The following is a 13,819-nucleotide window of genomic DNA, read 5'->3' on the forward strand; positions in this document are numbered from 1 at the left end:
GTTCGACGCGCTTGGCCAAAATCTGTTTGTGAGGATTACCTCACTTGTCCCCGTGCAGGGTGTCAGCGTTTGGCCGCTTCGGAGATCGGTCCGACGGCCTGGTCGGCAACCCACGGCAGCGTCAGCACCGTGGGCACCGACATCGCGCTCCCCACCTGCTGGTCCAGATAGACGGCACGCCCCTCGGTCACGAGCGGCAGCTTGCTCCACGTCGGATCGCTCTTCAGCCGTGCGTTGGAGCCCTGCCAGTCCACCGCGACCACCACGTCGACGTCGTTGAGCATCGACAGGTTCTCGGCCGAGATCTCGCCGTAGAAACCGTTGGTGATGGCCGGTTTCAGCGATTCGGGGAAGGTGAAACCGTAGTCGGTCAGCGTCTGTCCGCGGCCGTCCTCGGCGCTGTAGACCGACACCGCGCCGGTGGGAAGACCGGACACCACCGCGGCCGTCTTGCCGGCGAACTCGGGGTGTTTCGCCCGGACGTCGGCGAGGTATTTCTCGGTCTCGTCGATCTTCTTCTGGGCCGCGTCCGGCAGCCCGACGGCGCGGCCGATCTCAGTGGTCTGGACGTCCCACGGGATCTGCCAGTTCGGGTATTCCGCGGGCCGCACGATGGTCGGAGCGGCCTTGGTCAGGACGTCGTACTGCTCCCGGGTGGGGGCGGCACCGATGGCGGTGATCAGTTCGGGATTCGTCGCCAGCGCGTTGGGGATCTGACTGCCGAAGTCGGCCGCGGCCTGCGGGAGGACCACTGGTTCGGCGTCGCCGAGCAGCTCGGCGTTCCATGGCGTGCTGCGGTCCGGGGGATCGCCGAACGGCGCCACCGTGGTCGGCGTGACGCCGAGCGCGAGCAGGGTGTCGGCGTCGCCGACACCCATCGCGGCCACGCGCGACGGTTGCTTCGAGATCGTCGTCGAACCGTATGCGTGCTGAATCGTCGCGGGGAGCGCGCCGGACTCGGCCGCCGGCATCGACGCCGCCGCCGTGGAGTCCTCTTCCGGGGCACTGCAGGCGCCGACGACCAGGGTCGCGGCTGCGGTGAGACCCACGGCGGCCAGGCGGATCGGACGGGGCAGGGGGAGTCGTGCTCGGGTTGCGCGCATGGGGGCCTCACGTCGACGGAAGTCGGAACTTACCCCACCCTAACTTCTTGGCGCCCGTGCGCGCGGCGGCGCCCGCGGATTCGGCATCGCCGGTGGTCGATAGACTGCCCGCCATGGCAGAGGGCGCGCAGGACCGCGAACGGTCGTGGAAGGAAGCGTGGCCCGTTCTGGTCGCCCTGGCGGTGGTCGTGATCGCGGCCGCGGGTATCGGGATCTCCTATCTCATCCGGCCGGCAGACGAGCGGATGAGTACCGACGCGCAGGTCCAGCACGCGATCAACGACGTCTACACCGCGCGCAACGAGGTCGACTACGACAAGTATCGCGAGTCGACCTGCGCCGCGGATGTGGCGTCGGAGGCGTTCCCGGACGAGTCGACGTTTGTGGACGAGAACCGGAAATCGTTCGACGAGAACGGACATATCGTCATCCCCGAGATCAGCGGGATCACGGTGTCGGGAGACCGGGCGACTGCGCAGGTACATTGGCACTTCGATGACAAGCCCGACCAGAAACAGGTGACCGACACGGTCGTGGTGCGTGAAGACGGGGACTGGAAGGTGTGTACGTCGTGAGGTATTCGGGTGATCTGACGCCGCTGCAGGCGTGGGAGAAACTGGAGAACGATCCGAAGACCGTGCTGGTCGATTGCCGGACCCGGGCCGAGTGGGCCTTTGTCGGGGTCCCCGACCTCGAGGTGATCGGCAAGAAGACCCTGTTCGTGGAGTGGACCACGTTCCCCGACGGGAGGCCGAACGAGGCCTTCGTCGAGCAACTGCGCGACGCCGGTGTCACCGACGACAACGAGGTCATCTTCATCTGCCGCTCTGGTCATCGCTCGATCGGCGCGGCCGAGGCGGCCACCGCCGACGGCATCGGTGCGGCCTACAACGTGCTCGACGGCTTCGAAGGTGCCCTCGACGAGAACGATCACCGCGGCAGCCAGGGCTGGCGCGCGCTCAACCTCCCGTGGCGGCAGTCGTGAGCAGGGAACTGCCGGAAGGGCTTTCGGCCGACACCCTGGCGGTCCGGGCCGGCCTCGATCGATCCGGCTTTTTCGAGACCTCCGAGGGCCTGTTCCTGACCAGTGGCTACGTCTACGAATCGGCGGAGGCCGCCGAGCGGGCCTTCACCGGCGAGGACAAACGATTCGTCTACTCGCGGTACGGGAATCCGACCGTCGAGATGTTCCAGGAGCGGCTACGTCAGCTCGAGGGAGCCGAAGCATGTTTTGCCACGGCCAGCGGGATGGCCGCGGTCTTCGTCGCGCTCGGCGCGCTGTTGAAGGCCGGTGACCGGCTGGTCGCCGCGCGCAGCCTGTTCGGTTCGTGTTTCGTGGTGTGCAACGAGATCCTGCCGCGCTGGGGTGTCGAGACCGTCTTCGTCGACGGTGAAGACCTCGACCAGTGGGAGGCCGCACTGTCGAAGCCGACCACTGCGGTGTTCTTCGAGACGCCGTCGAATCCGATGCAGACGCTCGTCGACGTGGCGCGGGTGTCCGAACTCGCCCACGCGGCCGGTGCGAAAGTGGTGCTGGACAACGTCTTCGCCACGCCGCTGCTGCAGAGCGGCCTCGACATGGGTGCCGATGTGATCGTGTACTCGGGGACCAAGCACATCGACGGTCAGGGCCGGGTGATGGGCGGCGCGGTGCTCGGCGAGAAGGAATTCATCGATGGCCCGGTGCAGATGCTGATGCGGCACACCGGTCCGGCGCTGAGTCCGTTCAATGCCTGGACGCTGCTCAAGGGGCTCGAGACCATGCGGCTGCGACTCGACGCCTCGGTGGCGTCGGCGTTGCGCATCGCGCAGTTCCTGGAAGACGATCCGCGGGTCCGATGGGTGAAATATCCTTTCCTGCAGTCGCATCCGCAGCAGGTGCTCGCGCACAAACAGATGTCGGGTGGTGGCACGGTGGTCACCTTCGAGATCGGCGATCGCGACGGCGTCGACGGCAAGAAGCGTGCCTTCGAAGTGCTCAATGCGCTTCGGGTGGTGGACATCTCGAACAATCTCGGGGACTCGAAGTCGTTGATCACCCACCCCGCGACCACCACTCATCGGGCGATGGGCCCCGAAGGCCGGGCGTCTATCGGCGTCACCGACTCGGTGGTGCGCCTGTCGGTCGGCCTCGAGGGTGTGGAGGATCTGCTCGCCGATCTCGATCAGGCGCTGGGCTGAGGTTGCTCGCCGTCGGCCTCCCGTCGCCGGCGGTTGCGTTCGCGTTCTTGTTGTCTACGGGCATGTTTGGCTGCCACTCGGCTCCGGGACCGGGTGGGCGGATGTGGACGGTCACTGCTGGGGAACGCACCGTCGGCAAGGGTCTCGGCCGGGGGTGCCTGGGCCGGTGCGGTGAACCGGATGCGGCGTAGCCCGGGAAAGAGGGCTTCGAGGTTCTCGGCGTCGCCGGGTATCTGCAGCCCCTCGGGAGTGGTGAAGGTGGTGCGCAGCCTTCCCGACCAGCCATCTCGGTGCTGTTCGTCGACCCAGTGACCGAAGGTCTTGAGCAGATGGCCGAAGCGGTCCTTCGCATTGAGGTTGTCCGGCAGCGTGAGCCCACCCGTCGGGGGATCGGCGTGGTTGAACTCGACCACATGGTCCAGGTCGGCATCGAACGCAGACGTCGAATTCCCCGGTATGACGCTGAAACCGTCGCGAACGCGCACAAAGGTCTCCAGCGCGGTCGATGGCCGGTACGGGTCTGAGGGCAGATGGGCAGGCAGCGTGAAGGATCCGTCCGGATTCTCCGACGTGCCCTTTGGCACGATCGGCTTGACGACGGTGTCCGCGCGGGCGGCGAGGGCGCGGAGGTGCTCGTCGCTGATCACGCCGTGGCCGGCCATGAACGCCGGCCGTTGGGCGTCCCCGGAGAGCGTGGAGTCGTCACAGACCACATGGATGACCACCTTGGGGTCGACCGGTCCGATCGCGGTGGTGGCCTCGGGAATCTCGGCCGGGCATCCGTCGCGTCCGCACTGACACTCGAACGGTGTGCGGGTCAGCAGCGCGAACACGGCATCCGACGCGCGCTGTTGCCGAGTACGGCCATCCTCCTCGCACACCGCGGCCGCCAACTGCTTGACCGCGACGGCGGCGATCCGCACGTTCTCGGCGGCCATGATCACCGACAGTTCGGCGGTGCCATCATTTTTGGGCTCGGTCCACATCCCCCGCGCATCCAGGGCCTTGCGGCGTTGTTCACGCACCGCGTCGGGATCGTGACGGAACACGATGCGATCGACCATGGTGCGCAACCGATGCAGCGACCACGCCCCGGAGTGCGAATCGAGCGCGGCGGCGATCCCGGCGTCGACGGCGCCTGCGCACTCGCGCCCGTCGACCAGATCGGTGCGCGAGATGATCGTCCGCACCAACTGCTCGGTGATCCGGCCGTCGCGCAGTCGCGCGGACACCTCGGGGAGCCGGTCACGGAGGGCGAGGGCCCGGTTGAGCAGTTGTTCGGCTGCTGGTTGACCGATACCCAGCGCGTAGGCAAGCCGGGCGGCGCAATCGGCGAAGCCGTCCTTGAGGAAGAGCGCATGCGGATCCGGCTGCGCTCCGACGATCCGCGCATGCAGCTCGACGGCGGTCTGGTAGTCCTGCCATGCCAGGAACGACCGGCCACGCTGCGTCGAGACCAGGCTGCCGATCAGGTCGTTGGTGTCGGCGTCGATGATCTCGGCGGCTGTCACACCGCCGGTGAACAGGGGTGCGACATCCGGCCACGGTGAGTTGCCGCGCCACCACGACGACAATGACCACGACGGACCTGACACCACATGCCTTCCTCGAGAACGGACATCGCGACAGGCCGCCCGCATCATCTCGAGAAGGACCAGGCCCGCCGGCGTGAACAAGGAGCCAGGCCGGATTCAGTTCCTCACATCGGCCCTGCACACACCAATGTAGGGCAGGGGTACGACAAGTTCGGGACGAGATGGATCAGGGGTCGATCCCGAGTGCGTTGAACACCGTCCGCAACTTGGCGGTCGTCTCGTCGACCTCGGAGCCCGGTTCGGATTGCGCGACGATCCCACCGCCCGCCCAGGTGCGCAGGCTGTGCCGGTCCGCGGTCAGTTCCAGGCAGCGGATGGTCACCATCCATTCGCCGTCGCCGGCGCTGTCGCACCAGCCGATCGTTCCGCCGTAGAGGCCGCGTTCCCCCTCGACCTCCCGGATGAACTGGGCGGCAAGGTCACTGGGAGTTCCGCAGACCGCCGGGGTCGGACTCAGCAACAGCGCAAGGTCGAGCGCGGTCATGGTGTCGTCGCGGAGGGTGCCGCGGATGGGTGTCGCGAGATGCCAGATCTCGCCGGTCGAGCGCAGCTGCGGCGACGACGGGACGGTGAGCTCGACACAGTGGGGGGACAGCCGGTCCCGGAGGTAGTCGACGACGAATGCGTGCTCGGTCAGGTCTTTGGCCGAGGCGACGAGACCGTCCGCGGCGGCACGGTCGACCGCCGGATCCGCTGACCGCGGCGCCGACCCGGCGTAGGGATGACACGTCACCGTGCGGCCCTGTTTGCGTACCAACGACTCCGGGCTCGCCCCGACGAGCCATCCGCCACTTCCGCGTGACGCCCCGACATCCACACCGAAGGCATTCCCCTCGGAATTGCCATGCGCCAGAGCATGAATGAGACCGTCGACGTCGACGGCGGGGTCGAGGGTGGCATCCACCGACCGCGCCAGCACCACCTTGTCCAGCTCGCCGTCGGCGATCTGTTTGATCGCGCGTTCGATGCGCTCGCGATGGATTGCCTGATCGGGGTGCAGCGACATCGACGTGACGCGGTGCGGTGCCGGCTTCGATCCGGCCACCGGTCGCGACGTGTGACGGAGTGTGCGGGGAGCGATCAGTGCGGCGGGATCGTCGATGTCGAACGGGACCGCGCCGACGACGGCCTCGACCGCGCCGGCGCGCAGGGCCTCGGCGGCGGCGCGGGCGTCGACGAATCCGCGACGAACGCCGCTCCCCACCACCGATCCCGTCGGTCGCGACAGGATGAAGACGTAGGGATCCGAGCCGTCGGCGTCGGAGATGACCATGGCTTCACGCTACCGCCGGGCTTTTGTGCGCGGTGAGTGAAAATTGACACGTCGAGGCGTGATGGGTGAACCTTGACGTGGGTCATGAGTGCCAGTGACAAGCCCCGGCTCGCTGGCCGGCAACCCTCCACCGCGGTGGGGTGCTCCGGGTGACGACCCGGCCGTGCTCGAAGTGATCACGGCAAGTGCGGATTCCTCAGGAGCTATTGCCATGACTGCTGTCCTTTCGACGCCTTTCAACATCCCGGCGCCCTTCACCAACCCAGCGCCCTTCACCAACCCAGACGTCGCCGAACTCGGCGCCCACGCCATCCCGCCGTTGGCGCAGGTCGTCGGCGCCGACGAGTGCGTACCGCTGGCGACCGGCGAGACGGTTCGCTACGCCAACCTCGACTACGCGGCCAGTGCACCCGCGTTGGCGGCGGTGGCGGAGTCCGTCACGCGCTCGTTGTCGCAGTACGCGAGCGTGCACCGCGGCGCAGGGCATCTGTCGCAGGTCACCACTGCCCGGTACGAGCAGGCTCGTGAGGTGATCCGGGGATTCGTCAGGGCGCGTGCCGACGACGCGGTGGTCTTCACCCGCGGCACCACCGACGCCATCAACCTCGCTGCGCACGCGACCCGTGGCGACGTGGTGGTGCTCGACATCGAGCACCACGCCAACCTGCTGCCGTGGTGCGCGCCCGACCGTGACGGGTCGTCGCGGGCCCGGGTGGTGCGCGCGTGCGCGACGATCGACGACACGCTCGCCGCGCTGGAGACCGAACTCGCGGCGGCGCCCGCCTCGTTGCTCGCCGTCACCGCGGCGTCCAATGTCACCGGCGAGGTGCTGCCGATCGGTCGGTTGTCAGCGATCGCCCACCGCAACGGCGCACGCATCCTGATCGACGCCGCCCAGCTCGTCGCTCATCGCCGCATCTCGATGGCCGGTCACGGCGTCGACTACCTGGTCTTCTCCGGTCACAAGCTCTACGCACCGTTCGGGGCGGGCGTGTTGATCGGACGTCCGGACTGGCTCGACGACGCCGAGCCCTACCTGGCGGGTGGCGGCGCGTCGGCACGTGTTGCCCTCGGCGACCGCGACGCGGATGCCGCGATCGACTGGCACGCGGGGCCGGCCCGCCACGAGGCCGGTTCGCCGAACGTGCTGGGCGCCGTGTCGATCGCGGCGGCGTGCGAGGCGCTCGACAGTGTCGGATTCGAGAACATCGGGCTGCACGAAGAATTGCTGCGCGCCCGCCTCGACGACGGGCTCGCGGCCACCGAGGGCATCACGCAGCTGCGCATCTTCGAGGACGCCACCGACCGGGTGGGGATCGCCGGATTCGACGTCGACGGGTGCCCGCCACGGGAGGTGGCCGAGTTCCTCAGTCGGAGTGCGGGTATCGGCGTTCGTGACGGCAAGTTCTGCGCGCATCCGTTGGTGAATCGGCTGGGTTTTCCGGCCGGTGCGGTGCGGGCGAGCTTCGGGGTCGGCACCGGTTCCGGCGACATCGACCGGCTCGTCGACGCGCTGTCGAGACTGACCACGCGAGCGAGGGCGCGATGAGCATCGAATACGCGCGCCCGTCGTCGACGATCAGCATAGGCCGGCCGGCGCTGCGGGTCGCGCTCGCCGGCGAGATCGAGGCGGCGGCGTTCCCGATCGTGGTGCGGCGGCCGACCCTGCGTGATGCGCAGCGGGCACGGTTGCTGTTGCGCGCCGGCGTCAACGATCAGGCGAACTACGTTGTCGCGCTTGAGGTGGAGGCGGCCATCGCCCCGCACGCGGAGTCTGCGCGTGCCTCGGCGGAGCCCGGCCGGGCACCAGCGGTCAACCAGCCGGAGACGATCCGATACGTCGGGACGCCGCATGGGCTGGTCTCGCTGATCCGTGACATCTATGTGGCCGAGATCGCCGACGCGGTCATCGTCGTGCCGCTCGACGGCCCGGTCACCGCGGCCCGGGTCCGTGAGCAGGTACTTCCCGTGCTGGATCCGGCACGAGGGCGTGTCGCCTGAGTCTGTGCCGTTGACTGCCCGGCGTGAGACCTGTCCTGTGTTTCGTCTCACCCCGCTCTGTGTTGACACTGCTTCTTACTCGTCAGTACGGTTCTGCCGACCCGGTCGTAGGTGATGACCGGCGGAGGGGGAGCATGAATCGGGGAATCGCCGTGTCGCACACCGGCCGTCTGGCCGTGGCCATCGTCGCTGTGATCGGAGCGCTGATCGGTGGTGTGTCGCTGGCGGCGCCGGCTCAGGCGAGCACCGTGACGCGCTATCTCGATCTGCCGCTGACGAATCGGTTCGCCGATCAGTACGGCGGCGGCGTGAATCGAGCGCTGCCGACCGATCTCACCGAACTCAGCCGGCTGGTCCGCGATGCCCGCGCGAGCGGTGTCGACCCGAAACGCTATGCGGCACTGCTGTTCCAGTATCGGCTCGTGCAGGCGACCACCGGGGCCGGAATCGACCTCGCCGGTTGGGATCCGGCCAAAGGGTTCCACGCGACCCGCTCGACCATGATCAAGGGCTACCGCTACTACGAGAACTTCCAGATCGCCCATCGCAATCTGCAGTGGGCGGGTATGGCAGGCATGGTGGGCGCCGACTTCGGTGGTGGCACTGCGGATGTCGTTCTCGCCGGTGACATCTACGGCATCCGGGGGCTGCAGCCGCTGGCCGCGCAGATCATCGAGAAGGCGACCCAGGTCGCCGGTCCCGGCATCATCGGTCAGTTCCCCGAGGGCCTGCGCAACCTCGCCTACCACGCGGACCAGATCACCCCGGCAGACCTGGCGTGGTTCTCGCGGCAGATCCTGGTGATGCAGAAGGCGATCTTCTCCGATCTCATGCCGATGCACGTCGCGTTCGTCAAGGACGGTCTCGACGGGATCGAGGAGTTCCGCCGCGCAGGCATCGTCGACGATGCCGTGGCGGCCGCGTGGCGAGACATCGCGTCCGACAACCCCGCCCGGGTCTCGAAGGGCAACGGGACGCTCTTGCGCCGCGAACAGTACGACGTCGTCGGCTGGCAGTTCGACAACGTGCGCAACTATCGCAGATCGGCAGGCGTCGGCTCGGCGCTGACCTATGCCATGACGCTCGCCGGTTCGCCGTCGGTTGCGGGGGTTCCGGCGTTGCGCGACTTCATCTCCTACACCTATCGAGGCCGGACACCCGACGGTCGGACGCTCTCCATCGCCACCCCGATCCCGGATTGGGACTGGTCGGAGTTCGACCTGCGGTGGAAGTACGTGACGACCGAACTCCTGCCGCGTTACCGGGACATGGTCGACAACCGGTACGGACAGTTGGTGGCGCAGCTGAAGGTTCCGTACGAGACACAGTTCGAATCGCACCGGCCGATCTACAACCTGCACCAGATCCTCGGTGATGCGGTGGCGCACACCAAGGTCAGCATCTCCTGACCCCTCCCGCCGACGGCAACCGAAATCCCGCCGACGGCAACCGAGATCTCGCCGAGAGCAACCGAGATCTCGCCGAGAGCAACCTGTCTCGCGCCCTCAGGCCTCGCCGCGTTCCCACTGCTCGATCAGGTCGGCCTCGGCGTCGGTGGTCAGTGTCCCGTACAGCCTGAATCGGGCCATCCCGCCGTCGGGATAGATGTCGAGGCGGGCCTCGGTCGCCGGGCGGTCGAGGTCGATGACGAACCGGTGTCGGGTGTCGGGCTGTAATTCGGTGCGCGGCAACATCTCGAACCATTCGCCGTCCTCGCCGTCGCGACCGCGGACCGTCGCGGCGCCCGGCGCGTTACCGAGGAAGTAGCTGGTGTCGAGTTCGATGAGACTGACCTGACCGCGTCCGGCCAGACGTACCTGAACCCAGTCGTTGCCATCGTCGCGACGCCGTGAGGTCTCCCAGCCCTCGCCCATGTTGCGCGCCCGGCCGGGCATCAGCAGGTTGTTGGGGGAGCCGTAGAACATGTTGGAACACGCGGTGATCAGGCCGCCGTTCTCCAGTGCCGCGAGGTCGAAGTGGCCGTACCGGAAGAAGTGCGGATTGGGCACGCCGCGTCCGTGGACACGGAAGCGGGCGACGCCGCCGTCTGGATGCATGGTCAGCCGGACGTGGGTGAAGCGATCCTTCGCGTCGACCTTGAACGGGTTGCGGGTGTCACCGTCGGCGGCGGTCTTCTCGACGATCGTCACCCACTCGACGTCGTCGAGGAGTTCCTCCACGGAGACGATGCCTTCCACGGCGGCCGCTTCCACGGAGACGAACGGCGGATAGTTCCCCTTGAACCACGACGTGTCGACCACCACGCCGTAGATCACACCGGGTGCGCCCAGACGCACGATGGCCTGATCGACGCCATCGCGGCGCCGACGACGCGTCTCCCAGCCGTCGTAGACCTGGCCCTTGTGGCCGAATGTTGCCGGCTGATACTGCGCGGGCGCCGTCTTGATGAGGTTCTGCGCTTCCGCGAACAAGTCGTCGTTGGTCCAGACGACTGCGCCTCCGAGCTCGCGAAGTGCCAGGTCAGGCATGGAAGTGAAATGCGGGCGGTTGCCCGTGGAGGCCGGCGGTTGGGGAGTCACGGGTTCTGATCGTAGGCCAGGTTGCATGCGCGCGACGGTCGAGCGCATACTTGCGGACGGCAACTAATTGCAGTCAGCAACTAATTGCAAAGGGAAAGTAAAATCCGATCTCGGGGAGGACGCGCATGCTCGATCAACACGCCGTCGACGATCTGTTCGATGTGCTGTCCCGGTACATGCGTCTCCGCGACCGGGCGGCCCACACCACGTTCAAGACGGCGGACGGGGAGTTCGAGACGGCTGCGTTCAAAGGTCTCTTCCACCTCGCCCGCGAATCCATGCGGTCACGCGAGCTCGCCGAGAGCCTCAACGCCGACCCTTCGACGGTGAGCCGCCATGTCGCGCAGCTCGTCGACCTCGGGTTGGTCCGGCGTGAGGCGGATCCGGCGGACGGCCGCGCGACCCTGCTCGTGATCACCGACGCCGGAATCGAACGCGTCGAGGCGATGCGGATGGTGCGCCGGACCGCGATGGACGACGCGATGACGGACTGGACCGACGACGAGCTCTGGACGCTGGTGCGTCTGCTGAGCCGGTTCGTCGACGCCGCCGAATCGGTCATCGCGCCCCCGTGCGCCAAGGGCGACGAGGCGCCGCGCACGATCGCAGACTTTGTGAAAGGAAAGGCATGACAGAATCAACGGCCGCCCTCGAGAAGGCGGCCCCGGACGAGGTTGCGGGGGCCGGGCTGACGCATCGTCAGATCCTCACGATCCTCGCGGGCCTCATGATGGGGATGTTCCTCGCGGCGCTCGACCAGACCATCGTCTCGACCGCGATCCGCACCATCGCCGACGACCTGCAGGGCTACGACATGCAGGCGTGGGTGACCACCGCCTATCTGGTCACCGCGACCATCGTGACGCCGCTGTACGGCAAGCTGTCCGACCTCTATGGCCGGAAACCGTTCTTCCTGCTGGCCATTTCGATCTTCATCGTCGGCTCGCTGCTGTGCAGTATCGCGACGTCGATGTACGAGCTCGCCGCGTTCCGAGCCTTCCAGGGCCTGGGCGCAGGTGGTCTGATGACGCTCGCGCTCACCACGATCGGCGACATCGTGCCGCCGCGTGAACGTGCGAAATACCAGGGTTACTTCCTGGCCGTGTTCGGCACGTCCAGCGTCTTGGGTCCGGTCCTCGGCGGACTGTTCGCCGGCCAGGCGTCGATCCTGTGGGTCTCCGGCTGGCGCTGGGTGTTCCTGGTGAACGTGCCCATCGGTCTCGTCGCGCTGTTCGTGGTCTACAAGGTGCTCAACTACGACCAGCAGAAGGGTGTCGGCGGCCGCACCGACTACTGGGGTGCGACGGCGCTCGCGGTGGCCGTGGCGCCGCTGCTCATCGTCGCCGAACAGGGACGTGAATGGGGCTGGACCTCCGGTTTGGCGCTGCTCTGCTACGCGATCGGCGTGATCGGGATCCTGGCGTTCATCTGGATCGAGAACAAGATGGGCGACCAAGCGCTGATCCCGTTGCGGGTGTTCAGGAATCGCGTGTTCAGCCAGGGCATCGTGGTGTCCGTCATCATCGGTGCCGTCATGTTCGGTGGCATCTCGATGCTGCCGCAGTACTTCCAGGTGCTGCGCGGGTCGAGCCCGATGGTGGCCGGCCTGCAGATGCTGCCGATGGTGCTGGGCCTGATGACCGGGTCGATCCTGTCGGGCCAGCTGATCTCCCGGACCGGGCGCTACAAGATCTTCACCATCATCGGTGCGACGCTGATCACCTCGGCCACGTTCCTGCTGCACCTGGTCGGCACCGAGACCCCGGTCTACCTGGTGATGCTGATGGCGGCGCTGCTGGGCTTCGGCCTCGGCAACCTGATGCAGCCGATCACGCTGGCGATGCAGAACATCTTGCCGCCCAAGGACATGGGGCTGTCCACCGGCACCGCGACGTTCTTCCGGCAGATGGGTGGCACGCTCGGTGTCGCGGTCTTCTTCTCCCTGCTGTTCTCCTTCATGGGCCCGAACATCAAGGACGAGATGACCTCGGCGGCATCGCAACCCGAGTACCGCACGGCTGTGGTCCAGGCTGCGCAGAGCAGTGACCCACAGGTCAGCGGGTTCGGTAAGTCGCTGATCGCGGCCGCTCAGAATCCGGGGGCGGGCTCCGGGTCGTCGGACAGCGTGATGAGCGATACGTCGGTGATCGAGAAGCTTCCCACCGAGCTGGCCCAGCCGATCAAACGCGGCTTCGCCGATTCGATGGACCGCGTGTTCCTCTCGGTGTCGATCCTGTCGCTGCTCGCGATCGTCGGCACGGTCACGTGGAAGGAACTGCCGCTGCGACGGGGCAAGCCGATCGGCGCGCCCGAGGACGCGAAAGCCTGACCTCGCCCCACCTCTGATCGAAAACTCGTCGACAGCAACACGAAAAGCGCCGACAGCAACCTGCGCAGGTTGCTGTCGGCGCTTTTCGTCCCCGTGACGCGGGCGGTCTCCGGTGGCGCGGGTGGGCTCGGATGACGCGGGCCGTCGACGGCCCGCGTTCGCCCAGCCGGCCCGCGTTCGCCCACCCGGCCCGCGTGAGTGGCGACGGACCGCGCTCGCGGGCTACTCGACCGGCGAGAGGGGCGAGGTGCGGTAAGGGTCAGCCGCGCGACGGCTCGTTGGCCTCGGTCGGATGCGCCTTCAGACGGTCGATGGCCTCCTGGGCGATCTTCTCGGCCTGGTCCTTGCCGACCCAACCGCCGGGCTGGACCTCTTTGCCGGGCTCGAGATCCTTGTAGTGCTCGAAGAAGTGCGAGATCGGCCCGAGCTCGAACTCGCTGACGTCGCCGATGTCCTGGATGTGATCCCAGCGCACGTCCCCCGCCGGAACGCAGAGCAGCTTGTCATCGCCGCCGGCCTCGTCGGTCATCGTGTACATGCCGACGATGCGGGCCTTGACGATGATGCCCGGGAACACCGACTCGGGGAGCAGCACCATCGCGTCCAGCGGGTCGCCGTCCTCGCCGAGCGTGTTGTCGACGTACCCGTAATCGGCCGGGTAACCCATCGAGGTGTACAGGTAACGGTCGAGATAGACCTTTCCGGTCTCGTGATCGACCTCGTACTTGTTACGTCCGCCCTTGGGGATCTCGATGGTCACATCGAATTCCACGGTTCCTCCTGGCAAGTGTTCGCTG

General features: G+C 67.2%; 13 protein-coding genes and 1 riboswitch. Of the genes, 8 read left to right on the forward strand and 5 right to left on the reverse strand.

Translation table 11 applies throughout. The features are described 5' to 3' along the window. Nucleotides 1–62 precede the first annotated feature (62 nt). Nucleotides 63–1,103: an ABC transporter substrate-binding protein gene (locus tag GTV32_RS19520; protein WP_161061715.1), complete on the reverse strand. Its 1,041-nt coding sequence runs from the start codon at nucleotides 1,101–1,103 to the stop codon at nucleotides 63–65. A gap of 113 nt (nucleotides 1,104–1,216) precedes the next feature. On the opposite strand from GTV32_RS19520, the gene GTV32_RS19525 reads away from it, so the two are divergent. The 3 genes from GTV32_RS19525 to GTV32_RS19535 are packed head-to-tail and all read left to right on the forward strand — an operon-like array spanning nucleotide 1,217 to nucleotide 3,284. Next, entirely contained in the window at nucleotides 1,217–1,678 is a 462-nt protein-coding gene (locus GTV32_RS19525) for a hypothetical protein (RefSeq protein WP_161061716.1), read from the forward strand. After that, entirely contained in the window at nucleotides 1,675–2,088 is a 414-nt protein-coding gene (locus GTV32_RS19530) for a rhodanese-like domain-containing protein (protein ID WP_161061717.1), read from the forward strand. The genes GTV32_RS19525 and GTV32_RS19530 overlap by 4 nt, the downstream gene beginning before the upstream one ends. Beyond that, nucleotides 2,085–3,284: an O-succinylhomoserine sulfhydrylase gene (locus GTV32_RS19535; RefSeq protein ID WP_161061718.1), complete on the forward strand. Its 1,200-nt coding sequence runs from the start codon at nucleotides 2,085–2,087 to the stop codon at nucleotides 3,282–3,284. Before GTV32_RS19530 ends, GTV32_RS19535 begins: the two co-directional genes overlap by 4 nt. Here GTV32_RS19535 and GTV32_RS19540 read toward each other — a convergent pair. Further along, nucleotides 3,269–4,879 carry a DUF222 domain-containing protein gene (locus GTV32_RS19540; protein WP_343287395.1) on the reverse strand — a complete coding sequence of 537 codons (1,611 nt, stop codon included), beginning with the start codon at nucleotides 4,877–4,879 and terminating at the stop codon, nucleotides 3,269–3,271. The two genes, GTV32_RS19535 and GTV32_RS19540, sit on opposite strands and share 16 nt — an antisense overlap. 166 nt (nucleotides 4,880–5,045) lie before the next feature. Continuing rightward, nucleotides 5,046–6,152 carry an isochorismate synthase gene (locus GTV32_RS19545; RefSeq protein WP_161061719.1) on the reverse strand — a complete coding sequence of 369 codons (1,107 nt, stop codon included), beginning with the start codon at nucleotides 6,150–6,152 and terminating at the stop codon, nucleotides 5,046–5,048. Between the two features lie 80 nt (nucleotides 6,153–6,232). Next, nucleotides 6,233–6,346, forward strand: a riboswitch (SAM riboswitch). A 17-nt stretch (nucleotides 6,347–6,363) separates the two neighbouring features. Here GTV32_RS19545 and GTV32_RS19550 point away from each other — a divergent pair. From GTV32_RS19550 to GTV32_RS19560, 3 genes are all read left to right on the forward strand, one after another. Then, nucleotides 6,364–7,701, forward strand: coding sequence for an aminotransferase class V-fold PLP-dependent enzyme (locus GTV32_RS19550; protein WP_161061720.1), 1,338 nt, complete (start codon nucleotides 6,364–6,366; stop codon nucleotides 7,699–7,701). Continuing rightward, nucleotides 7,698–8,153: a hypothetical protein gene (locus GTV32_RS19555; RefSeq protein WP_161061721.1), complete on the forward strand. Its 456-nt coding sequence runs from the start codon at nucleotides 7,698–7,700 to the stop codon at nucleotides 8,151–8,153. The genes GTV32_RS19550 and GTV32_RS19555 overlap by 4 nt, the downstream gene beginning before the upstream one ends. Before the next feature lie 134 nt (nucleotides 8,154–8,287). Next, nucleotides 8,288–9,562 carry a hypothetical protein gene (locus GTV32_RS19560; RefSeq protein WP_161061722.1) on the forward strand — a complete coding sequence of 425 codons (1,275 nt, stop codon included), beginning with the start codon at nucleotides 8,288–8,290 and terminating at the stop codon, nucleotides 9,560–9,562. 96 nt (nucleotides 9,563–9,658) lie between these two features. Here GTV32_RS19560 and alc read toward each other — a convergent pair whose 3' ends face one another. Then, nucleotides 9,659–10,642 (reverse strand): allantoicase, encoded by a 984-nt coding sequence (gene alc, locus GTV32_RS19565; RefSeq protein WP_237421957.1) that lies wholly within the window; start codon nucleotides 10,640–10,642, stop codon nucleotides 9,659–9,661. A gap of 176 nt (nucleotides 10,643–10,818) precedes the next feature. On the opposite strand from alc, the gene GTV32_RS19570 reads away from it, so the two are divergent. Together GTV32_RS19570 and GTV32_RS19575 are read left to right on the forward strand one after the other, a co-directional pair. Next, complete coding sequence (locus tag GTV32_RS19570) at nucleotides 10,819–11,325, forward strand: MarR family transcriptional regulator (RefSeq protein ID WP_161061724.1); 507 nt, start codon at nucleotides 10,819–10,821, stop codon at nucleotides 11,323–11,325. After that, nucleotides 11,322–13,022, forward strand: a complete 1,701-nt coding sequence (locus tag GTV32_RS19575) for an MDR family MFS transporter (protein ID WP_161061725.1) — start codon at nucleotides 11,322–11,324, stop codon at nucleotides 13,020–13,022. The genes GTV32_RS19570 and GTV32_RS19575 overlap by 4 nt, the downstream gene beginning before the upstream one ends. A 259-nt stretch (nucleotides 13,023–13,281) precedes the next feature. Here GTV32_RS19575 and GTV32_RS19580 read toward each other — a convergent pair whose 3' ends face one another. Then, on the reverse strand, nucleotides 13,282–13,794 hold the full coding sequence (locus GTV32_RS19580; protein WP_161061726.1) for an inorganic diphosphatase: 513 nt from the start codon (nucleotides 13,792–13,794) through the stop codon (nucleotides 13,282–13,284). Nucleotides 13,795–13,819 lie beyond the last annotated feature (25 nt).

The organism is Gordonia sp. SID5947 (assembly GCF_009862785.1).
Lineage (GTDB): Bacteria > Actinomycetota > Actinomycetes > Mycobacteriales > Mycobacteriaceae > Gordonia.

What these genes read in the sequence shown, in the direction of transcription:
- GTV32_RS19520 (WP_161061715.1), bottom strand. Translation starts at nt 1,103, where the DNA reads ATGCGCGCAACCCGAGCACGACTCCCCCTGCCCCGTCCGATCCGCCTG.
- GTV32_RS19525 (WP_161061716.1), top strand. Translation starts at nt 1,217, where the DNA reads ATGGCAGAGGGCGCGCAGGACCGCGAACGGTCGTGGAAGGAAGCGTGG.
- GTV32_RS19545 (WP_161061719.1), bottom strand. Translation starts at nt 6,152, where the DNA reads ATGGTCATCTCCGACGCCGACGGCTCGGATCCCTACGTCTTCATCCTG.
- GTV32_RS19550 (WP_161061720.1), top strand. Translation starts at nt 6,364, where the DNA reads ATGACTGCTGTCCTTTCGACGCCTTTCAACATCCCGGCGCCCTTCACC.
- GTV32_RS19555 (WP_161061721.1), top strand. Translation starts at nt 7,698, where the DNA reads ATGAGCATCGAATACGCGCGCCCGTCGTCGACGATCAGCATAGGCCGG.
- GTV32_RS19560 (WP_161061722.1), top strand. Translation starts at nt 8,288, where the DNA reads ATGAATCGGGGAATCGCCGTGTCGCACACCGGCCGTCTGGCCGTGGCC.
- alc (WP_237421957.1), bottom strand. Translation starts at nt 10,642, where the DNA reads ATGCCTGACCTGGCACTTCGCGAGCTCGGAGGCGCAGTCGTCTGGACC.
- GTV32_RS19570 (WP_161061724.1), top strand. Translation starts at nt 10,819, where the DNA reads ATGCTCGATCAACACGCCGTCGACGATCTGTTCGATGTGCTGTCCCGG.
- GTV32_RS19575 (WP_161061725.1), top strand. Translation starts at nt 11,322, where the DNA reads ATGACAGAATCAACGGCCGCCCTCGAGAAGGCGGCCCCGGACGAGGTT.